Below are 21,669 nucleotides of genomic sequence, written 5' to 3'. Positions count from 1 at the left end.
CCGCTTTGCACATCCGCTTTCCGCGCTTCAATTTGCGCAGAATATCAAATAGTGACAAGGAGTTAGAATTGCCGCAAACCCCAGCCGTACTTGTGCTCGCAGACGGGACAGTGTTCAGGGGCATTTCAATCGGTGCCTTGGGTGAGACTGTTGGTGAGGTGGTTTTCAACACCTCGATAACCGGTTATCAGGAGATTCTCACCGATCCATCTTATACCAAGCAAATCGTGACGCTGACTTACCCACATATTGGGAATGTCGGTGTGAATGTCGAAGATGTAGAGTCCGAGCATGTCTATGCTAGTGGGCTCATTATTCGTGACCTGCCATTGCTCGATAGCAGTTGGCGTAGCGAAAAATCCCTTTCCGAATATCTCGCGGAAAATAACGTGGTCGCGATTGCCGATATCGATACTCGCAAGCTTACCCGTATTTTGCGTGAAAAAGGCGCACAGGCAGGCTGTATCATCGCTGGCGAAGTGGATGATGCGCGTGCGTTGGAGTTGGCGCGCAGTTTCCCAGGTTTGGCCGGTATGGACTTGGCCAAGGTCGTGAGCCGCAAGGATGTTGGCACGTTTGAGTTGGGCGAGTGGAAGCTAGGTGCCGGCTATGTAACGCCTGGTGATGCCAAGTTCAACGTGGTGGCTTTTGATTATGGCGTGAAGCACAACATTCTGCGCATGCTGGTGGAGCGTGGGTGCAAGGTGACTATCTTGCCGGCCCAAGCTACAGCTGAAGAAGCGCTGGCGCTGAATCCTGATGGCGTTTTTCTCTCAAATGGCCCTGGTGATCCTGAGCCTTGCGATTACGCTATCAAGGCGATCAGCAGCATTGTCGATCAGGGTGTACCTGTCTTCGGCATTTGTCTTGGCCATCAATTGCTCGCATTGGCGAGTGGTGCCAAGACCATGAAGATGAAGTTTGGGCATCATGGTGCGAACCACCCGGTGCAGGACCTGGATGACAAACGTGTGTTCATCACCAGCCAGAACCATGGTTTTGCGGTGGATCCAGACAGCTTGCCTGCTAACCTCAAGTCTACCCATGTGTCCTTGTTTGACGGCAGCTTGCAGGGTATTGCACGTACCGATAAGCCGGCGTTCAGCTTCCAGGGGCATCCCGAAGCCAGCCCCGGCCCTAACGAGATGAGCTACCTGTTTGATCGCTTCATCAACCTGATGGAACAGCAAAAGCAATAAATACCATGGCAAAACGTACCGATATTAAATCCATACTTATCATAGGCGCTGGCCCGATCGTGATCGGCCAAGCTTGTGAATTCGATTACTCTGGTGCCCAGGCATGTAAGGCGCTGCGCGAAGAGGGTTACCGCGTTATCCTGGTTAACTCCAACCCAGCGACCATCATGACCGATCCGGACATGGCTGATGCGACCTATATTGAGCCAGTGACGTGGCAAATGGTCGAGAAGATCATTGCCATTGAGCGCCCTGATGCCTTGTTGCCGACCATGGGCGGGCAGACTGCGCTGAATTGTGCGCTGGATCTGGCCAAGCATGGTGTGCTGGAAAAATACAATGTTGAGCTGATCGGCGCTTCCAAAGAGGCGATTGACAAGGCTGAAGACCGCGAAAAATTCAAGCAGGCGATGACCAAGATCGGCCTGGGTTCAGCACGCTCTGCAGTGGCACATAGCATGGAGGAAGCACTGCAAGTACAGGCCTCCATCGGCTATCCCGCAATTATCCGCCCTTCGTTCACCATGGGGGGCAGCGGCGGCGGTATTGCTTACAACCGTGAAGAGTTCATGACCATCTGTGAGCGTGGTCTTGAGGCTTCTCCAACCAGTGAGCTGCTGATCGAGGAGTCCCTGCTCGGCTGGAAAGAGTACGAGATGGAAGTGGTCCGCGATAGCAAGGACAACTGCATCATCATCTGCTCAATTGAAAACCTTGATCCAATGGGCGTGCACACTGGTGACTCGATTACCGTGGCACCAGCACAAACGTTGACCGACAAGGAATACCAGATCATGCGTAACGCCTCTCTCGCGGTATTGCGCGAGATTGGCGTGGATACTGGTGGTTCCAATGTGCAGTTCGCGATTAATCCTGATGATGGCCGCATGATCGTCATTGAGATGAACCCGCGTGTATCACGTTCATCCGCCCTGGCCTCCAAGGCGACTGGCTTCCCGATCGCCAAGGTGGCAGCGAAGCTTGCGGTTGGCTTTACCCTGGATGAATTGCGCAACGAAATCACTGGCGGTGCGACACCTGCTTCCTTCGAGCCTTCCATCGATTATGTTGTCACCAAGATTCCGCGTTTTGCATTTGAAAAATTCCCGCAGGCTGATTCACGCCTGACCACACAGATGAAGTCCGTGGGCGAGGTGATGGCGATTGGCCGCACTTTCCAGGAATCCTTCCAGAAAGCCTTGCGTGGCCTGGAAGTAGGCGTTAATGGTCTGGATGAAAAGACAGATGACTTGGATGAAATCCAGAAGCAGTTGGGTGAGCCAGGCCCAGAACGTATCTGGTATGTGGGCGATGCTTTCCGTGCTGGTTTGACGATTAACCAAGTGTTTGACCTGTCCAAGATCGACCGCTGGTTCCTGGTGCAGATTGAAGACATCATCAAGCGTGAGCAAGCTCTGAAAGGCCGTCATCTTGCCGACCTGGATCGCGATGCCTTGTTCCAGCTCAAGCGTCGCGGCTTCTCTGATAAGCGTCTTGCCAAACTACTGGGTACAGATCAGCATGCCGTGCGTGCCTATCGTCAAGCGCTGAATGTGCGCCCAGTTTACAAGCGCGTGGATACTTGCGCGGCTGAGTTTGCCACTGATACTGCCTATATGTACTCGACCTATGAGGAAGAGTGCGAGGCACAGCCAAGCAACAAGAAAAAGATCATGGTGCTGGGCGGTGGCCCTAACCGTATTGGCCAGGGTATTGAGTTTGATTATTGCTGTGTGCATGCAGCCTTTGCAATGCGCGAAGATGGTTATGAAACCATCATGGTCAACTGTAATCCTGAAACGGTTTCCACAGACTACGATACTTCCGATCGCCTCTACTTTGAGCCATTGACGCTGGAAGACGTGCTGGAAATCGTGTCGTTGGAAAAGCCGGAAGGCGTGATCGTACAGTACGGCGGCCAAACCCCACTCAAGCTGGCACGCGACCTGGAAAAGGCTGGCGTACCTATCATCGGTACCAGCCCGGATGCAATTGACCGTGCAGAAGATCGTGAGCGCTTCCAGCATATGTTGCAGGAGCTTGACCTCAAGCAACCGCCTAACCGCACTGCACGCACACCAGAAGAAGCGCTTCGACTGGCGCAGGAAATTGGTTATCCATTAGTTGTGCGTCCTTCTTACGTGCTGGGTGGGCGTGCGATGGAAATCGTGCATGAGCAGGCGCAACTAGAGCGTTACATGCGCGAAGCGGTCAAGGTTTCCAATGAGTCTCCCGTGTTGCTGGATCGTTTCCTGAACGATGCGCTAGAGGTCGATGTGGATGCGCTTTCTGATGGCGAAGAAGTTATTATTGGCGGCATCATGGAGCACGTTGAGCAAGCAGGTGTGCACTCAGGTGACTCGGCATGTTCGTTGCCGCCTTACAGCTTGTCTGCTGCGATGCAGGACGAGTTGCGCGAGCAAACCGTCAAGATGGCAAAGGCGCTGGGCGTGGTAGGGCTGATGAATGTGCAGTTTGCGATTCAGGGCGAAACCGTCTATGTCTTGGAAGTAAACCCACGTGCCTCTCGTACTGTGCCTTTCGTTTCCAAGGCTTGTGGTTTGCAACTAGCCAAGATCGCAGCGCGTTGCATGACAGGACGTAAGCTCAGCGAGCAAGGCGTCACTCGTGAGGTTGTACCACCTTACTATTCCGTCAAGGAAGCGGTTTTCCCCTTCATCAAGTTCCCTGGTGTGGATACTATCCTTGGCCCGGAAATGAAATCTACCGGTGAAGTGATGGGTGTAGGCAAGACCTTTGCAGAAGCCTTTGTTAAGTCGCAATTGGGTTCTGGCACCAAGCTGCCTAAGGGTGGCAAGGCTTTCATCAGTGTCCGTCGTGAAGATCGCGAACGTGTGGTCGAGATTGCTCAAGCCCTGGCTGGTCTTGGCTTTCAGCTTGTGGCGACGCGTGGCACGGCTGGCGCGTTGACTGATGCTGGCCTGAGCGTGACTCCCGTGAATAAGGTGGCTGAAGGTCGTCCGCATATTGTCGACATGATCAAGAATGGTGAGATCAGCTTTATCGTCAATGTGACTGAAGATAAGCGTGCTGTGGCTGATTCTTACGAGATTCGTCGTAGCGCCTTGCAACAGAAGGTGACGTATTACACGACACTGGCTGGCGCCAAGGCTGCTTGCATCGGTATGGCGCACATGCAGGAGCTGGAAGTACAGTCCTTGCAAAGCTTGCACAAGCAGCTCACGAAGTAATAAGATAGTTCCTAAATCAGACCACGCCTGTCAAAACAGGTGTGGTTTTTATTTTTATTGATGGCAGCTTGCCTGTGGCCCAGTCCGGCAGGCCTGCCTGGTTTTTATAGCAAGTTGTGGATTGCAAGGAATAACAAATGAATCAATTCCCAATTACCGTCAAAGGTGCCGAACTCCTCAAGGCTGAATTGCAACGCTTGCGTAGCGTGGATCGGCCCGATGTGATTCAAGCTATCGCAGAGGCTCGCGCCTTGGGCGATCTTTCCGAAAATGCAGAATATGATGCTGCCAAGGAGCGCCAGAGCTTTATCGAAGGCCGGATTGCCGAGATCGAAGCCAAGCTCTCTAATGCCATGGTGATTGATCCCACTACCCTCAATGCTGAAGGCCGCTGTGTATTTGGCGCTACGGTAGAGGTCGAAGAACTGGATAGTGGCGAAGTATCTACCTACCAGATCGTTGGTGATGACGAGGCGGACATCAAGGCTGGCAAGATTTCGATCGGTTCGCCAATTGCGCGTGCGCTAATCGGTAAAGTCGAGGGTGATGTTGCCGAGGTGGTTGCGCCTGGTGGCTTGCGCTCCTACGAAGTCTTGAATGTGCAATATATCTAGTTGGGATCAGGTATGAATGCTTGGTCAGACAGGTTGGCGCTCATCGTGATTACCCTGTGGGTGGGCACCTTATGGGCGGTTGGCTATGTCGTAGCACCTAGTTTGTTCAGCCAGCTTGCTTCTGATAAACAGTTGGCAGGTAATCTAGCTGGTCGCTTGTTTGAACTGGTTGCTTACATTGGCATGGTCAGCGCTTTTTACCTGTTGCTGCATCGTGTCATGCGCTTTGGTATTGTCGCCTTGAGGCAAGGTTTTTTCTGGACGGTCGTTGTAATGTTACTGCTGACATTCGCTGGTCATTTTGGCATTCAGCCCATCATGGCTTCACTCAAGGCTCAGGCTTTGCCTGCGGATGTCATGCATAGCGTATTTGCTGATCGCTTCAAGACCTGGCATGGAGTATCTAGTGTTGGCTACCTGATTGAGAGCTTGCTTGGCCTTGTACTGATATTCAAGGCTAGGCAATAAGAAAAGCCGCCTTTCATATGCTGAAGGGCGGCTTTTGCCTAGAGTAGTACGAGATGTTTATTTGGGAATGACGATCTTGGCTTGCTCAGCCTGACGATAGATAATCAGCTGTTTGCCGATGTGGTGTACAGCAATGGCGCCAGTCTTGGCGCAGATTTCTTCCAGCATGGCAATCCTGGCCGCCCGATCATCGCCAAACACCTTGATCTTGATCAGCTCGTGTGATTTAAGGCTGACTTCAATCTCTTTCAAGACCTGTTCCGACAGGCCGTTATTACCAATCATCACCACAGGATGCAGGTCGTGGCCCAAGCCACGCAGAAAACTGATTTGTTTGGAATTCAATTGATTTATCTTGTTGATTCGAAAAGGCTCGCAGTTTAGCAGATGAAACGCCGACCTACCAGTAAAGCTTGGTTGCAAGAGCACGTGAATGACGAATTCGTCAAGCGTGCGCAACGAGATGGCTACCGTGCCCGAGCTGCCTATAAGCTACTTGAGATTGATGAAAAAGATCAATTGATCAAGCCGGGCATGACGGTTGTTGACTTAGGCTCAGCGCCGGGTAGTTGGTCGCAAGTAGCTGTGCAGCGACTTGGTGGGCAAGGGCGCGTGATTGCGCTTGATATCCTGGAAATGCCGCCTGTGCCGGGCGTGGAGTTTATTCAAGGGGATTTTCGCGAAGAGGAAATCCTGCGCTTATTGGAAAAAAGCTTGAATGGCAAGCAAGTAGACCTTGTAATTGCCGATATGGCCCCCAATATCAGTGGCATCAGTGATGTCGATCAGGCGAGAGCCGCTTATCTGACTGAGTTGGCACTGGAATTCAGTCGTGATTGGTTGAAACCAGGGGGTAATTTCCTGGTCAAAGTTTTTGTCGGTTCAGGTTTTGATGAGATTGTGCTCGCCATGCGTGAAAGTTTTGACAAGGTGGTAACGCGCAAACCCAAGGCATCGCGTGATCGCAGCAGTGAAGTTTACCTTCTGGGCCTCAAGCGCAAGCCTGCCTGAATTGTGGCGCAGAACGGCGCAATTAGGGTTAGAATAAAGCAGTAAATGTCCATATGAATAAGGATCGGGACTTTGAATAACATCGTAAAGAACGTTGCTATCTGGCTGATTGTAGCTTTGGTGCTCATGACTGTTTTCAACCAGTTTGGCCCCAAGAGCGCTTCTGAAAGCCAGGTGGTCTATTCCCAGTTCATCAATGAGGTGAAAGAGGGCCGGATTGCCAAGGTCACCATTGATGGTCGGGTGCTTCGCGGCGTAACCAACGAAGGGCGCAAGTTCAATACTTATGCGCCTTCTGATCCATGGTTGGTATCTGACTTGCTCAAGAATAATGTGACGGTGGAAGCCAAGCCTGATGAAGAGCCTTCCATCCTCATGAGTATTTTTGTTTCCTGGTTCCCCATGTTGCTCCTGATCGGCGTCTGGATTTTCTTCATGCGCCAGATGCAAGGTGGTGGCAAGGGTGGTGCGTTCTCGTTCGGCAAGAGCAAGGCGCGCCAGTTGGATGAAAACTCCAATCACACGACTTTTGCGGATGTTGCAGGTTGTGACGAAGCCAAGGAGGAAGTATCCGAACTGGTCGAATTCCTGCGTGACCCGACCAAATTCCAGAAGCTAGGTGGACGTATCCCGCGTGGCGTACTGATGGTAGGTCCTCCTGGGACTGGTAAAACGCTGCTTGCCAAGGCGATTGCAGGTGAAGCCAAAGTGCCATTCTTTACGATTTCTGGTTCTGACTTCGTTGAAATGTTCGTTGGCGTGGGTGCTGCTCGCGTACGCGACATGTTCGAGCAGGCCAAGAAAAATTCGCCTTGCATTATCTTTATTGACGAAATTGATGCCGTCGGCCGTCATCGTGGTGCCGGTACCGGTGGCGGTAATGATGAACGCGAGCAAACCCTCAACCAGATGTTGGTAGAGATGGATGGTTTTGAGGCCAATTCCGGCGTAATCGTGATTGCTGCGACCAACCGTGCCGATGTGTTGGACAAGGCCTTGTTGCGTCCTGGCCGTTTTGATCGCCAGGTCATGGTGGGCTTGCCTGATATCCGTGGCCGTGAGCAAATTCTCAAGGTGCACATGCGCAAAGTTCCTATCGACAGTGATGTGAAGCCCGAGATTCTGGCGCGTGGTACCCCCGGTTTTTCCGGTGCTGACCTGGCTAACCTGGTCAATGAAGCTGCCTTGTTTGCGGCGCGTCGTAACAAGCGCACTGTGGATATGCAGGATTTCGAGGATGCCAAGGACAAGATTTTCATGGGTCCTGAGCGCAAGTCCATGATCATGCGTGAGGAAGAGCGCCGTAACACTGCTTATCATGAATCCGGTCATGCCGTTGTTGCAGCGTTGTTGCCGCATGCAGACCCGGTGCATAAAGTCACGATCATGCCGCGTGGTTGGGCATTGGGCCTGACTTGGCAATTGCCGGAGCATGACCGCATCAGCAATTACAAGGACAAGATGCTGGAGGAAATCTCCATCCTGTTCGGTGGTCGCATTGCGGAAGAGATATTCATGAACCAGATGTCGACCGGTGCTTCAAACGACTTCGAGCGTGCCACCAAGATTGCGCGGGACATGGTCACCAAGTATGGTATGTCCGATGTATTGGGCACCATGGTCTATGCTGGTAATGAGCAAGACTCCATGTTTGGCAGCATGTCCGCCAAGACCGTGTCCGAGGCAACCCAGCAGAAGGTGGATGCCGAAATCCGTCGTATCCTTGATGAGCAATACTCAGTAGCTCGCAAATTGCTGGAAGAAAACCGCGACAAGGTGGAAGTCATGACCGCGGCTTTGCTCGAATGGGAAACGATTGATGCTGAGCAAATCCAGGACATCATGGCTGGCAAGCCGCCACGTCCACCTAAGCCAGCGCCAGTGAGTAACAAGCCTGCCGCTGACAACGATAATGGTGGTGGTACGACAACGGAGCCTGCTCCACAACCAGCGGCCAAGACCTGAACTTGATGTAGTGCCAGGGCCACAAGCCTCTCGAAAGCAATTGATTCGGGGCTTGTGGCCTTTCTTGTTTCTATTGACTAATGAACATGCATAATTCCAACCAATTCAATTGTGGCAAGTATCAGCTTGACCTTGCGCATCCCCATGTCATGGGTATCGTCAATGTGACACCGGATTCTTTTTCCGATGGTGGTCGTTATGCTTCGACCGAGAAGGCCGTCGCTCACGCCCTGCAATTAGTTGCCGATGGTGCACATATCCTTGATATCGGTGGCGAGTCCACGCGCCCGAATGCTACGCCAGTCGGGCTGGAAGAGGAGCTGGATCGCGTCATCCCTGTGATAGAACGTTTGTCACTAGAGGTAGATGTGCCACTTTCCATCGACACCTATAAACCACAAGTGATGCGTGCAGCCGTGCAAGCCGGTGCGGCCATCATCAATGACATTCGCGGGCTGCAAGAGCCAGAAGCTGTGCAAGCCGCTGCCGAGGGCGATGCTGGCATCTGTATCATGCATATGCAGGGCACGCCGCAGACCATGCAACAAAACCCGCAGTATGAAAATGTGGTGCAGGAGGTGAAAGGCTTCCTGCAGGAGCGTTTAGAGGCATGTTTAGCCCAAGGCATTGCTGCCGAACGTGTGGTACTCGATCCGGGCTTCGGTTTCGGCAAGCGTACCGTACATAACCTGGCCTTGCTCAACGGCTTGCCTGACATCTTGGCGCTGGGACGACCCTTGCTGGTTGGCCTATCGCGCAAGTCCGTGCTAGGACAGATCGTCGGCAGCGATGTTGACCAGCGGCTACATGCCAGCCTGGCAGCGTCTGTGATTTCGGTAATGAAGGGCGGGCGTATCGTCCGTGTACACGATGTGAAAGCAACAGTGGATGCGCTCAAGGTGGTTGATGCGGTCATCAACGCTTGAACACAACACTAATAAAAAGACGAGTAAAGAGATGAGCAGAAAATATTTTGGTACCGATGGTGTGCGCGGCAAGGTGGGCACATTTCCTATCACCCCAGATTTCGTCATGCGCCTGGGCTATGCTGCCGGGCGTGTCCTGACCCGCATGGATCATCATCTAGCGCCAGGTACCAAGCCATTAGTGATCATCGGCAAGGACACCCGTATTTCCGGCTATATGTTCGAGACGGCACTGGTAGCCGGGCTATGTGCAGGCGGCGTTAACGTGCGTATTACCGGGCCCTTGCCGACGCCTGCGATTGCCCACGTTACACGAGCGCAGCGTGCCCAGGCGGGCATCGTCATCTCCGCCTCGCATAATCCTTTTGATGATAATGGCATCAAGTTTTTCTCTGCTCAGGGCACCAAGTTGCCGGACGAAGTGGAGCTGGCGATCGAGGCCGAGCTAGATCAGCCCATGGAACTGGTGCCGACAGAGCAGATTGGCCGCGTGAAGCGCATCGACGATGCAGCAGGCCGCTATATCGAGTTCTGCAAGAGCACTTTCCCCAATGCGCTTGATTTACGTGGACTCAAGATCGTGCTTGATTGTGCCAATGGCGCTACCTATCATGTTGCTCCCCCCGTGTTCCACGAGCTGGGTGCGGAGGTCATCAGCATTGGTACCGCGCCCAATGGCCTCAATATCAACCTCAATGTCGGCTCCACACACCCTGAAGCCTTGCAGCAGGCCGTGGTCGAGCACCAGGCAGACCTTGGCATCGCATTCGATGGCGATGGCGACCGCGTAGTCATGGTCGATAATCAAGGCCAGTTGCTGGATGGCGACCAACTGCTTTACATCATTGCCCATCATCGTCATGAGCGTGGGCAATTGGCCGGCGGAGTGGTTGGTACCCTGATGACTAACCTGGCGTTAGAGCATGCACTTGCCAAAGAGGATATCCCGTTCCAGCGCGCCAAAGTGGGCGATCGCTATGTGCTGGAACTGCTCAATGCCAATAACTGGCAATTGGGCGGTGAAAATTCCGGGCATATTTTGAGCTTGGACAAGCATAGCAGTGGCGATGGCATCATTGCCGCCTTGCAGGTGTTGCATGCCTTACGTGCCTCCGGCTCGACGCTGGCGGATTGGGGCAATCGCTTGCCCTTGTATCCGCAGGTACTGATTAACGTCAAGGTCGCGCAGCGAATTGAACTGGATGGCAATGCTGAATTGCAGGCAGCTGTGAAGAGTGCTGAGGATACGCTTGGTGGCAGCGGCCGCGTGTTGCTGCGCGCTTCCGGCACAGAGCCCAAGATTCGCGTGATGGTTGAAGGCCAGGATAGGGCTTTGGTACAACGTTTGGCGGAAGATATTGCTGCCGTAGTGCAGCAAGTTGCTGGTCAATAGCTGTCATTATAAATTCAGCGTAATGACACAGTTTTGTCATGGAGGCATGCGAATCTGCCCCCATGCAAAACCGTCCGCTGACAAATTATCTTGAACGTATCTGTGCGCTGGATAGTGCCTTGTGCATCAAGGTCAATCGCAGCAGCCATTATCGTTTAGTACGCTGGAGCTTCCGCCTGGTAAGCCGCCTGGGCGATGGCGTGTTCTGGTATACCATCATGCTGGGGCTCATCCTGACGCAAGGTGAGGCCGGAGTTGTTGCCAGCTTGCATATGATGGTCGTAGGGCTGATTGGCACAGCTATCTACAAATGGCTCAAAGGAAAGACGTTGCGCCCGCGGCCTTACGCCGTCCACCAGGATATTTGGTTAGCTGGCAAGCCACTCGACAAATTCAGCTTCCCATCTGGGCATACCTTGCATGCTGTTGCCTTTAGCATGGTGGCGTTGGCGTACTATCCGGAGCTAGGCCTGTTGATCCTGCCGTTTGCGGTGCTCGTGGCCTTATCACGTGTAGTGCTGGGATTGCATTATCCGAGCGATGTGCTTGCCGGTGCAGCAATCGGGGCCTTGATTGCGTCGCTATCTTTCTTATTTGTCTAGTTAAACTCTCAATTTTTTATTTCATCTCAAGGGCGCGCACAGCAATGCTAAGTTGCTGTTGCTTCTGACGTTGCCCGGAGCTTGGCTCCGGGACGTAAACAATTGGGTCGCCTTTTGGCTATGCCGAAGCTTCGTTTTCTTTGGCCCTGTTTCTTTTTGCGAAAAGAAACCCATTCTTTCGTCAATCACAGTATGGGCGAAGAACATGCGTTGTTGAGGTTGATAACGTTGAGGTCGTTGGAAAAGTGGCCTTAATCAAACAAAAGGCGATCCCGGAGTCTGCGTCGGAAGCATGTTTTCGCTACCCTGTGTTGCTCAATCTTTTTTGGGGCTTGCGGAACTCGCTACGTTCAAGCATCCGCAAGCTGTTTTTCCAGAGAGATCTGCGCTACTCGGCGCAGCCAAACGGGGAAGGCAACGTCAAAAATCAGGTCAACAACGACAACGACTTGGCGTTGCTGTGTTCGCCCTGGAATACCGGAGCACCTGAGTGCAGCCGCAATATTAGTAGAAATACTCGATCGGGCTATTAAGTCTGCGCTTGAGGTCAGTCAAGCAGCGCTTGCGCCAGTGTTGCATCTGTTCGCTAGATAAATGGTTTAGTTCGGGTTCCCAGTGCGGTCTGCCGCCTTGTAGCAGGGTGCCGATATGGCTGAGCGCGGTCTGGGTTCTTGCTATGTAGAAAGCAAAGTTGCGGAACAGGCGTTTATCCATGAAGCGCATGCCATGGTAGATCATGCCTGGCAAACGCGACAGGCGTAATAGGCGGTCTGCACGTCCTAGTCTGGTAATGGTGCAATAGGCTTCAGAGGGCGAGCAGTTGAAGTAAGGTGCGATGAACTGACCCAATGCATGCTTATGGTTGAGTAGCAGTTGTGATGGCGTATGTTCCAGCAAAGGGGCCAGGTAGGCATCCATGGCCCATTCCGCGCCGATGTGCGTGATCATGCTGCCTTCCATCCACATGGCTTCATGGGCGGGTACGAAGTGGTTGTGCGCGATGACGTCTATGTAGAGGTGGCTGGCATAGCCGATAGCCATGGCCATTTCTTCATCATTGCAGGCATTGGCCAGCATCTGGTGGGCATTTTCCCAATAATGGCTGTGGTTAAAGCGTGGCGAGACGATGGCCAGGTCGGGCAGGCATGCTCCTGCCATGACCAGTTGCGGGAAGCGGTGGATAGCGCGTTGTAGGCGCGGATCAAGCAAGGGCATGGCCCAAAGCAGTGAGTGAGCAAAGTAAACATGGGTGACCAGGCCCCAGGCCTGGACTTCTGCACTGTAGCCCACGAATGGCGTGAACCACAGCAGTAAAGTCAATAACTTGCTGGTATTCATGCCGCATAATGTGCGGGTTGGCGATGAATGGATTGTGGCAAATCCATGATGTTATCGTGACAATAGCGGGGGTTGCCGGCAATTTGCTATACTGCGGCGCTCTACCATCCACATACTGTTCTGGGAAACTCATGGAAAGTCCATACAAGGGCAAGACCGGTTTGCGTCGCCTGATCAATGCTTTTGGTTATTCTGTCGATGGGCTTGCTGCGGCTTACCGCAATGAAGATGCGTTTCGCCAGGAAGTGCTCATGGCAATTATCCTGGTGCCATTGGCAATTTATCTTGGCAACGACGCTGTGGCGAAGGCGCTGATGATAGGCAGTGTGCTACTTGTGATCATCGTGGAGTTGCTGAATTCCGCGATTGAGGCGACGGTTGATCGTATTTCTCTTGAAAATCACCAGCTTGCCAAGCGTGCTAAAGATATTGGCAGTGCAGCGGTATTGATTTCCCTGATTAATCTTGTAGTGGTTTGGGGTCTGTTGATACTGGGTTAGTCAATTAAGTCGTCTGGTCTTTTCACCAAAGCGGCGCAGATAGCAGGCGTAAGCCTATGCTGAGCCAGCGTTCATCGCTGTTGTTGTACATTCGGTTGCCGTAGGTGGTATCGATTTGCACGCGCTCAGGCACCAACCAATAACGTAGGCCCGCTTGGTAGTAAGGTCGAGAGCGATGGTCACCATAGGTTTCTGCAATCAGGTCTAATTTGTTGGCGAGGGGGATCTCAGAGCCCAAGCCCCAAGTCATGTCAGTTCGGTTATTTTCCTTGTCGTGCAATGCGCCAAAGTTGGTATGCAGGATCAATTTATCGCTGAAGAAAGAGGCACTGACGGGAATATACGCGTAGGTGTTGCCTATCATGCTGGAGTTGTTGTCCAGCCGGGGATGCTGGGCGTGGCCCACCACTAGGCCGTAACCGTAGCTGTTGGTTTCAAGCTGTTTGAACAAGAGCTTGGCCTGCAGCATGAGATCGCTATTTTGTGATTCGCCGTCCTGGCGCGTGACCGCCCCACCTAGCGTTAACTCAAGGTTCTCTCTTGGGCTGCAGCCTGGCAAGGCCCAATATTCGGTACTGTCACGGTTGTGTTTTGCCCATGATTCAAGCTGGCAACTATTCGGGTCCACCACGCGGGCATCATCGGTAATCATCGGGCGTGCGGCCATGGCAAGCATCGGGCACAAGGCTGGCAGCAATAGCAGTAAACGGCATAGGTGAGTCATGGCATCAGTCTAGCCAAAAAGTGTGACGCGCACATGGCAATTCATTGAATCGTCACAATCCATAGGTATCTTCACGCTCATGTATTCGTTGATAGTGGAGTGGGACGCGTGAAGATATTATTCATCTCGGATGTGTACTTTCCCCGTGTGAATGGGGTGTCTACGTCTATCCGTACTTTTGTGAGCCAGATGCAGGCACTCGGTCATGAGGTGCACCTGATCGCGCCGGATTATGGCATTGCGACGGAAGATGAGGCCTGGATCAAGCGTATCCCCGCACGCAATATTTACTTTGACCCTGAAGATAAGTTGATGCGTTATCGTGCCGTGTTGAAGTTGCTGCCGGAGCTACGCGACGAGAATTATGATGTCGTGCATATCCATACTCCATTCGTGGCGCATTATCTTGGCATCAAGCTCGCCCGATTGCTGGATATTCCCTGCCTGGAAACCTATCACACCTTCTTTGAGGACTATATGCACCACTACTTGCCCTGGATACCCAAATCCATGGCCCGCAAGATCGCGATCAATACCTCGCGGCAACAGTGCAATGCTGTTAACGCCGTGATTGCGCCATCGCAACCTATGCTGGATGCATTACGTAGTTATGGCGTCAAAACCAGTGCCGAGGTGATTCCCACTGGCTTGCAAGAAAAAAGCTTTGAAGATGCGGATGGTGAAGCTTTCCGTGATCGTTATGGTATCTCGCGTCAGCGACCTGTTGCGCTCTTCGTTGGGCGTGTTGCCCATGAAAAGAATATCGATTTTCTCCTGCGCATGGCGAATGAGTTGCGCCGCCAGCAACATGATGTGCTACTGGTTGTCGCTGGAGAGGGGCCCGCTCAAAAGCATCTTGAGGATTTGAGTGCTGAGCTGGCATTGGGCGACAACATCAAGTTCATCGGGTATCTCGACCGCAATACAGAACTGAATGCCTGCTATAAAGCCGCAGACGTGTTTGTATTTGCCTCCAAGACCGAGACGCAAGGGCTAGTGCTGCTGGAAGCCATGGCGCAAGGTGTGCCCGTGGTGGCGCTGGCGGAATTGGGCACCAAGTCTATCTTGATTGAAGGTGAGGGCGCGATGATTGCCACTGAGGATGAGCGAATCTTTGCTTCCAAGGTATTCAGTTTGCTGGCAAATCCTGGCAAGCGCGCCAAGCTTGGGCAGGCAGCACGCCAATATGTCGCAAAGCGCTGGACTGCACGCCTGCAAGCAGAGCGGATGTTGCAGTTTTACCAGCGTGTGCAAAGTCGTAGTGCATTTCATGCGATGAATATGGACAACAATCTCAAGGCCCGAGGCGGCTAAACTCGACCCCACCCGACTCAGCACGCTTACTTGATGCTAAGCTAGCCCTTATCTAGCAAGGTGGGGAGGTCGTGTGAGAGTGATGATCCTGGGTAGTGGCGTGATTGGCGTCACGACTGCTTGGTATCTTGCCGAGGCAGGGCATGAGGTCATCGTGCTAGATCGTCAGCCTGGGCCAGCGCTTGAGACCAGCTACGCCAATGCCGGGCAAGTCTCGCCTGGCTACGCCAGTCCCTGGGCCGCCCCTGGGATCCCCCTCAAGGCACTCAAGTGGATGCTGCGTCGCCATGCTCCCTTGTTCATCAAGCCGGATGGCAGTTGGCAGCAATTGCGCTGGATGTGGCAATTGCTGAAACAGTGCACGCCTGCTCGTTACGAGCAGAATAAGGCGCGCATGGTCCGCCTGGCAGAATACAGCCGGGATTGCCTGGATCAGCTCCGTGCTGATACCGGGATTGAATACGAGGGCAGGCAGCGCGGCACTTTGCAACTGTTCCGAACTCAGGAGCAACTTGATGCCGCTGTGCGAGATATCGAAGTGCTACGATTTGCACATGTGCCATTTGAATTGTTGCCTTCTTCCTTGCTCACCAAAGCAGAGCCTGCACTGGAACGCGTCAAGCACAAGCTGACGGGTGGGCTGTGGTTGCCACATGATGAAACCGGGGATTGCCATTTGTTCACAACGCACCTAGCAGACATGGCCGCGGCCAAGGGAGTGCAGTTCCGCTACGGACAAGAGATTACTGGTCTTGATATTGAGTCAGGTAATATCAACAGTGTGGTGGTGAACGGCGAGCGATTGCAGGCAGATGCCTATGTTGTTGCCCTAGCTGCTTACTCCACCGATATCCTCAAAGTCGTGCTCGACGTGCCTGTTTACCCGGTCAAGGGCTATTCAATTACCATTCCTATCATCGACGAGGCTTCTGCTCCTGTGTCGACAGTGCTGGATGAAACCTACAAGACTGCCGTGACGCGCTTCGATGATCGCATTCGCGTGGGAGGCATGGCTGAGCTGGTTGGTTTCAATCGTCGTCTCAGCCCAAGGCGAGAAGGCACCTTGAAACTGATCGTGGATGATTTATTCCCAGGTGCCGCTGACTTGAGCCAGACCAACTTCTGGACCGGCCTACGGCCTATGACGCCAGACGGTACGCCGATTGTCGGTACCACTCCTATTGCCAATCTTTACTTGAATACTGGTCATGGCACACTGGGTTGGACGATGGCTTGTGGTTCAGGGAAACTGCTTGCCGATCTCATCTCCGGCAGGGACGCGGACATCCGGCATGATGATCTTGGGATAAGTCGTTATAGTGAATAGGTAATAATCCTATCTTGTAGTTCTCTAATAGTATGATTGTTTAGAGATATCTTTATGAGTGTATTGGAGTAGTTTGCAATCAGATATGATGCATAGCCAATTCCATGGCGTTTGAGTAGCCGTAAATTAGAAATTGAAAAATTTCTAATAACGCAGGGTAAGTTCACATTTATATTTTCAAACAACTATCGACGTTAGCATTTCATGATTTTACGACCTAAAACTATTCAAATTTTTTTACCCTCAGGTGATCCAAGGGGTATCCAGATTGCATCAATAACTACAGGGATAACCCAAGTAATTGAAATACCAAGAGCTTTATTAGCTGATTTTCAGGCTATGTCAGAGTCTAAACAGGTGGGAGTATATTACTTGGTAGGTGAGGATGAAGATACGGGCCAAGCGAAAGTCTACATTGGGCAAACTGGCGTACTCGGTAAGCGATTAAATGAGCATCATATAAATAAAGAATTCTGGAATAGAGCATTGGTTGCGATTTCTCTAACACAAAGTTTGACACAAACCCATTCACTGTATTTGGAGTGGCGTAGTATTCAGCAAGCTAATAATGCCCAGCGTTATAATGTAATGAATGGTAATGCTGGAACTAAGCCTCACACACCGGCATGGCTGGAGGCGGACTGTGAAGATATTTTCGAAACGATTCGTACATTAGTTTCCACCCTGGGGCAAAACTTCATGGAAAGCCTAGCTATTCCAATTACTAGAAAGTCTGCTAGTCCTGATAGTAGTGATGCTAGTAATAATGATGCTGAGCTATTTTATTGTTACTGGCAGGATGAAGCTTTAGCTACAGCTCAATATACTGAAGAAGGAATGGTTGTACTAAAGGGATCAAAGAGTCGTGTAGATGGTGCGCCAAGTTTTGAAGGAGCGTCTGCGTATCGGAGAAGGCAGAAACTGATTGCAGCAGGGGCATTAATCTTAGAAGGTAACTATTACGTTTTCCAGGAAGACATTCTATTTAGGACACCTAGTGGTGCTTCAGATTTGATCTTAGGTAGAAGTAGTAATGGATGGCTTGAATGGCGTACTGAAGACAATAAAACTCTAGATTATCTAAAACGGCAGTCTATAGTGAATTATGGTTGATGTTAATAGAGGTTGTCTGCATTTAAGGAGATTAATCAATAAAAAGCCGGATTGCTCCGGCTTTTTATTGATGTATTACATACTTGCAAATAATTAACCAAACTTGCCGGTAATATAGTCTTCGGTTTCCTTGCGGCTGGGGTTGGTGAAAATCTTGTCGGTATCGTCGTACTCGATCAGTTCACCCAGATACATATAAGCCGTGTAGTCAGAGACGCGGGCAGCCTGTTGCATGTTGTGTGTCACTACCAGGATGGTGAGCTTGTTGCGCAACTCGGACATCAGCTCCTCAATGTTGGCGGTTGCGATCGGGTCAAGCGCAGAGGTGGGTTCGTCAAACAGCATGATTTCAGGGTCGGTTGCCAAGGCGCGGGCAATACAAAGGCGCTGTTGCTGACCGCCTGAGAGGTTGAAAGCCAAGTCGTGCAGACGGTTCTTTACCTCATCCCACAGCGCAGCGCCCTTGAGCGCTTCTTCCACCTTGTCATCCACCACGCGCTTGTTGCGCTCGCCACGCACGCGCAGGCCGTAGGCAACATTCTCGTAGATGGATTTGGGGAAGGGGTTAGGCTTCTGGAACACCATGCTAATACGCATGCGTACCTCGATAGGGTCTACGCCGTTATCCAGGATGTTGGTGTTGTCTGGATGCATGACAATCTGGCCATCATAGCTATTGCCAGGGTAGAGGTCATGCATGCGGTTGAAGCAGCGCAGGAATGTGGACTTGCCACAGCCGGATGGGCCGATCAAGGCGGTGATGCGCTTTTCATATAAGGGCATGGAGATGCCTTTGAGCGCCTTGTGACCGTTGCTGTAGTAAAAGTTCAGGTCGCGAGATTCGGCTTTGATCGGGCTAGTTGTTGTTACCATGATGTCAATATCCTGATTCTGAATTCGTTCTGTTTTTATGTGGCTTACCACTTGATGTTTTTACGGATGCGGTAGCGCAACCAGATAGCCGTACCATTCATGAGCAAGGTCACGACGATGATCAAGGCGCCAGTCGCAGCAGCATTGATATGGAATGCATGGTCAGGGCGCGACAGCCAGTTGAACATCTGGATAGGCAACACGGTGAAGCCGGATTGCAGCCAGTCAAAGTTGATGAATGGCGCAGCTTCTGTCACGGGTGATGGTGGCAAGAAGGCGATGAAGGTCAATGCACCAATGGTAATGATAGGTGCAGTTTCACCCAGTGCACGTGCCATGCCGATGATGATGCCAGTCAGGATGCCGCCGGAAGAATAGTGCAGAACATGGTGGAATACCACTTGCCATTTGGTTGCTCCAACCGCATAGGCAGCTTCACGGATAGACACCGGGATGCCGCGAATGGATTCGCGTGTCGTGACGATGACGATAGGCAGGATCAACAGGCCCAACGTCAGGCCCGCGGTCAGGATGCTTTCGCCAAAACCCAGGCCATAGACGAACAAGCCAAGTGCCAGCAAGCCATAGACGATGGAAGGTACGCCAGCCAAGTTGGTGACGTTGATCTCGATCAAGTCTGAGAACCAGTTCTTGGGCGCATATTCTTCCAGATAAACTCCTGCCGCTACGCCCATGGGCACTGCGGAGAAGAATGTCACCAACATGACGAGGAGTGAGCCTACCCAGGCAGACAGCAAGCCTGCGCTAGCTGCGCGGCGTGATGGATAGTTGGTGAGAAAGTCCAGGTTGAAGCGTGGGTAGCCATCTGCTACCAAGTCGACAAACAAGGTGAGCAGTGTCAGCAGGCCTATCATCAAGGCCAGCAAACCAACGATGGAGAAAAGGAAGTCATTACGCTTGTGTCGGCGAATCATCGCTCGCACTTCGGCGAGGTTTTCCAGTACGGATGCTTGTGTTGTCATGATTAATATACCTCGCGGAATCTCTTGCGGGTGATGTGACCAATAATGTTAAAGGTCAACGTCATCAGCATGAGCACCAGGCCTGCCGCAAAAATACTTTGATAACCGATACTGCCGTGTGGAAGATCGCCCATTGCCACTTGTACGATATAAGCTGTAATCGTCGCGGCGCTTTCCATCGGGTTGAAGGTCAAGTTGGGTTGCTGGCCAGCAGCAAGTGCTACCACCATGGTTTCACCTACGGCACGTGAAATACCGAGGATGTAAGCCGCGATAATCCCGGAGATGGCAGCAGGTGTGACAACACGGATTGCGGTTTGAAAGCGGGTGGCACCCATGGCATAGGAGCCTTCGCGCATACTCATCGGCACGGCACGCATGGCATCTTCTGCCATGGAACTGATATACGGAATGATCATGATGCCCATGACAATGCCAGGGCCGAGCATGTTGAAACCAGGCAATTCTGGGAAGATTTTTTGCAGCAATGGTGTGACGAACAGCAAGGCAAAGTAGCCGAATACCACTGTAGGTACGCCAACCAGCAATTCAAGGATAGGCTTGACGATTTCACGTGTGCGGTGCGACGCAAACTCGGAAAGATAGATCGCGCCTATCGTACCGAGAGGGATCGCTACAGCAAGCGCAATTGCAGAAGTCGTCAGAGTGCCGGAAACCAGCGGCAAGATGCCGTAATGGGCGTTCTCGAATAGTGGGGTCCATTCCGTATCGGTGAGGAAGTCCCACAGCGAGACATGTTCAAAAAAGGTGAAGGATTCATACAACAGAATCACGACAATCGAAATCGTGGTAGCCACGGCAGAGAGTGCTGCCAGCATCAGGATAAATTCAATGACACGTTCCAAGATGTGGCGACGCACATTCTTGGCAAGACGCGCACTGATGGGGAGTTCAGCGGGTTTTTCTAACACTTGAGAGACCATGATCACATTGATAATCCGTGCATTGTAACGGAATGCAGTTATGCGGGCGATGCCGGGAAGCCTGAAATCTCTGGCTTCCCGGGATGAAGGGGATTACTTGATACGCTTCAACAGATCTGTGATCTTGACGCCCACTTCAGGCTCACCACCAAAACCTGTACCGGCTTTCTGAGCCTTCCAGTGTTCTGTCACGGCGGCATACTCATGCTTAGGCAGGGCAATGTACTTCACCTCTTCAACCAGTTCCTTGCTGTTTGCCAGGTAGAAGTCGACAAATGCCTTCACATTAGGATTTTCCTTAGCAGCTTTTGCACTGATATAAATGAACAGTGGGCGTGACAAAGGCTGATAGGTGCCGTTCATAACGCTTTCACGGGATGGCAATACTGCAGGTGCGCCAGCTTTTGCGATAATTGGCACGGCTTTAACGCGTGTGCTGTTTTCTTCATAGTAGGCAAAGCCGAAGTAGCCTGTAGCGGCAACATCGCTGGCAACACCTTGTACCAGGACATTGTCGTCTTCAGAGGCGGTGAAGTCGCCACGGCTGGATTTAGCCTTGCCGACAATGGCTTCAGTGAAGTAGTCGAAAGTACCGGAGTCAGAGCCTGCACCGAACAGCTTCACGGGGGTGTCAGGCCAAGCAGCGTTGACTTGCTTCCAGGTCTTGACCTTGCCTTGAGCATCTGGCTCCCAGAGCTTTTTCAGCTCTTCAACGGTGAAGCTCTTGATGAAGGTGTTTTTCGGGTTCACGACAACGGTGAGTGCATCGTAGGCGACTGGTAGCTCGATAAACTCAATACCTTCAGCCTTACATGCTTCGATTTCCTTGGTCAGGATAGGACGGGAAGCTTCGGAGATGTCAGTTTCGCCACGGCAGAATTTCTTGAAGCCGCCACCCGTGCCAGAAATACCGACAGTGACCTTGATTTTCTTCGCTTTTTGGAACTCTTCAGCAACCGCTTCGGTAATTGGGTAGACGGTGCTGGAGCCGTCGATACGGATAATGTCATTTTTTGCTGGGGCTGCGTCTGCATGTTGGATCGAGAATGCAGCTGTAACGAGGGCAGCAATACCGGCTGCCTTCAATAACTGGGTTGGAACAAATTGGAATTGCATATAGGCTCCGTCGGTTGGTCAATTGTTGCCTGGAGCCTCAATGTGAG

At 52.0% G+C, this 21,669-nt stretch carries 20 protein-coding genes; 13 read left to right on the top strand and 7 right to left on the bottom strand.

Going from position 1 to position 21,669, the window contains the following annotated elements:
* Positions 1-68: 68 nt before the first annotated feature.
* From carA to LG202_RS07500, 4 genes are all read left to right on the top strand, one after another.
* Complete coding sequence (gene carA, locus LG202_RS07515) at positions 69-1,199, top strand: glutamine-hydrolyzing carbamoyl-phosphate synthase small subunit (protein WP_230347770.1); 1,131 nt, start codon at positions 69-71, stop codon at positions 1,197-1,199.
* Between the two features lie 5 nt (positions 1,200-1,204).
* Positions 1,205-4,411, top strand: coding sequence for a carbamoyl-phosphate synthase large subunit (gene carB / locus LG202_RS07510; protein ID WP_230347769.1), 3,207 nt, complete (start codon positions 1,205-1,207; stop codon positions 4,409-4,411).
* A gap of 137 nt (positions 4,412-4,548) precedes the next feature.
* On the top strand, positions 4,549-5,025 hold the full coding sequence (greA, locus tag LG202_RS07505; protein ID WP_230347768.1) for a transcription elongation factor GreA: 477 nt from the start codon (positions 4,549-4,551) through the stop codon (positions 5,023-5,025).
* A gap of 12 nt (positions 5,026-5,037) precedes the next feature.
* Entirely contained in the window at positions 5,038-5,493 is a 456-nt protein-coding gene (locus LG202_RS07500) for a DUF4149 domain-containing protein (RefSeq protein ID WP_230347767.1), read from the top strand.
* A 57-nt stretch (positions 5,494-5,550) separates the two neighbouring features.
* Here the strand turns inward: LG202_RS07500 and yhbY are convergent, their stop codons facing one another.
* Entirely contained in the window at positions 5,551-5,838 is a 288-nt protein-coding gene (gene yhbY / locus LG202_RS07495; protein ID WP_268867579.1) for a ribosome assembly RNA-binding protein YhbY, read from the bottom strand.
* A gap of 42 nt (positions 5,839-5,880) precedes the next feature.
* On the opposite strand from yhbY, the gene rlmE reads away from it, so the two are divergent.
* From rlmE to LG202_RS07470, 5 genes are all read left to right on the top strand, one after another.
* Positions 5,881-6,504: a 23S rRNA (uridine(2552)-2'-O)-methyltransferase RlmE gene (gene rlmE, locus LG202_RS07490; protein WP_230347766.1), complete on the top strand. Its 624-nt coding sequence runs from the start codon at positions 5,881-5,883 to the stop codon at positions 6,502-6,504.
* Between the two features lie 72 nt (positions 6,505-6,576).
* Positions 6,577-8,469: an ATP-dependent zinc metalloprotease FtsH gene (ftsH, locus tag LG202_RS07485; RefSeq protein WP_230347765.1), complete on the top strand. Its 1,893-nt coding sequence runs from the start codon at positions 6,577-6,579 to the stop codon at positions 8,467-8,469.
* Positions 8,470-8,555: 86 nt separating this feature from the next.
* Positions 8,556-9,395, top strand: a complete 840-nt coding sequence (gene folP, locus LG202_RS07480; protein WP_230347764.1) for a dihydropteroate synthase — start codon at positions 8,556-8,558, stop codon at positions 9,393-9,395.
* A gap of 31 nt (positions 9,396-9,426) precedes the next feature.
* Positions 9,427-10,788 (top strand): phosphoglucosamine mutase, encoded by a 1,362-nt coding sequence (gene glmM / locus LG202_RS07475; RefSeq protein WP_230347763.1) that lies wholly within the window; start codon positions 9,427-9,429, stop codon positions 10,786-10,788.
* Positions 10,789-10,850: 62 nt separating this feature from the next.
* Entirely contained in the window at positions 10,851-11,390 is a 540-nt protein-coding gene (locus tag LG202_RS07470) for a phosphatase PAP2 family protein (RefSeq protein ID WP_230347762.1), read from the top strand.
* Between the two features lie 504 nt (positions 11,391-11,894).
* Here LG202_RS07470 and LG202_RS07465 read toward each other — a convergent pair.
* Positions 11,895-12,728: a zinc dependent phospholipase C family protein gene (locus LG202_RS07465; protein ID WP_230347761.1), complete on the bottom strand. Its 834-nt coding sequence runs from the start codon at positions 12,726-12,728 to the stop codon at positions 11,895-11,897.
* Between the two features lie 131 nt (positions 12,729-12,859).
* Between LG202_RS07465 and LG202_RS07460 the strand changes: the two genes are divergently transcribed.
* The gene (locus tag LG202_RS07460; RefSeq protein ID WP_230347760.1) at positions 12,860-13,228 is read left to right on the top strand and encodes a diacylglycerol kinase; all 369 of its coding nucleotides are present in this window, start codon (positions 12,860-12,862) and stop codon (positions 13,226-13,228) included.
* A 22-nt stretch (positions 13,229-13,250) separates the two neighbouring features.
* Here the strand turns inward: LG202_RS07460 and LG202_RS07455 are convergent, their stop codons facing one another.
* On the bottom strand, positions 13,251-13,952 hold the full coding sequence (locus tag LG202_RS07455) for a hypothetical protein (protein WP_230347759.1): 702 nt from the start codon (positions 13,950-13,952) through the stop codon (positions 13,251-13,253).
* Positions 13,953-14,060: 108 nt separating this feature from the next.
* Between LG202_RS07455 and LG202_RS07450 the strand changes: the two genes are divergently transcribed.
* The 3 genes from LG202_RS07450 to LG202_RS07440 all read left to right on the top strand — a co-directional run bounded on the left by LG202_RS07450 (position 14,061) and on the right by LG202_RS07440 (position 17,706).
* Complete coding sequence (locus LG202_RS07450) at positions 14,061-15,266, top strand: glycosyltransferase (protein WP_230347758.1); 1,206 nt, start codon at positions 14,061-14,063, stop codon at positions 15,264-15,266.
* Positions 15,267-15,339: 73 nt separating this feature from the next.
* Positions 15,340-16,593: a D-amino acid dehydrogenase gene (locus tag LG202_RS07445; RefSeq protein WP_230347757.1), complete on the top strand. Its 1,254-nt coding sequence runs from the start codon at positions 15,340-15,342 to the stop codon at positions 16,591-16,593.
* Between the two features lie 204 nt (positions 16,594-16,797).
* Complete coding sequence (locus LG202_RS07440; RefSeq protein WP_230347756.1) at positions 16,798-17,706, top strand: GIY-YIG nuclease family protein; 909 nt, start codon at positions 16,798-16,800, stop codon at positions 17,704-17,706.
* Between the two features lie 93 nt (positions 17,707-17,799).
* Here LG202_RS07440 and pstB read toward each other — a convergent pair whose 3' ends face one another.
* The 4 genes from pstB to LG202_RS07420 form a co-directional block, all read right to left on the bottom strand.
* On the bottom strand, positions 17,800-18,579 hold the full coding sequence (gene pstB, locus LG202_RS07435; RefSeq protein ID WP_230347755.1) for a phosphate ABC transporter ATP-binding protein PstB: 780 nt from the start codon (positions 18,577-18,579) through the stop codon (positions 17,800-17,802).
* A 44-nt stretch (positions 18,580-18,623) separates the two neighbouring features.
* On the bottom strand, positions 18,624-19,562 hold the full coding sequence (gene pstA, locus LG202_RS07430) for a phosphate ABC transporter permease PstA (protein ID WP_230347754.1): 939 nt from the start codon (positions 19,560-19,562) through the stop codon (positions 18,624-18,626).
* Positions 19,563-19,564: 2 nt separating this feature from the next.
* Positions 19,565-20,506, bottom strand: a complete 942-nt coding sequence (gene pstC / locus LG202_RS07425) for a phosphate ABC transporter permease subunit PstC (RefSeq protein ID WP_230347753.1) — start codon at positions 20,504-20,506, stop codon at positions 19,565-19,567.
* A gap of 93 nt (positions 20,507-20,599) precedes the next feature.
* A complete protein-coding gene (locus tag LG202_RS07420) occupies positions 20,600-21,622 on the bottom strand; it encodes a PstS family phosphate ABC transporter substrate-binding protein (protein ID WP_230347752.1) in 1,023 nt (340 codons plus the stop codon).
* Positions 21,623-21,669 lie beyond the last annotated feature (47 nt).

It is taken from the genome of Methylobacillus methanolivorans (genome assembly GCF_054588515.1).
The sequence above is the reverse complement of the archived record's forward strand: the minus strand, read 5'-3'. Positions and strand labels throughout refer to the sequence as shown.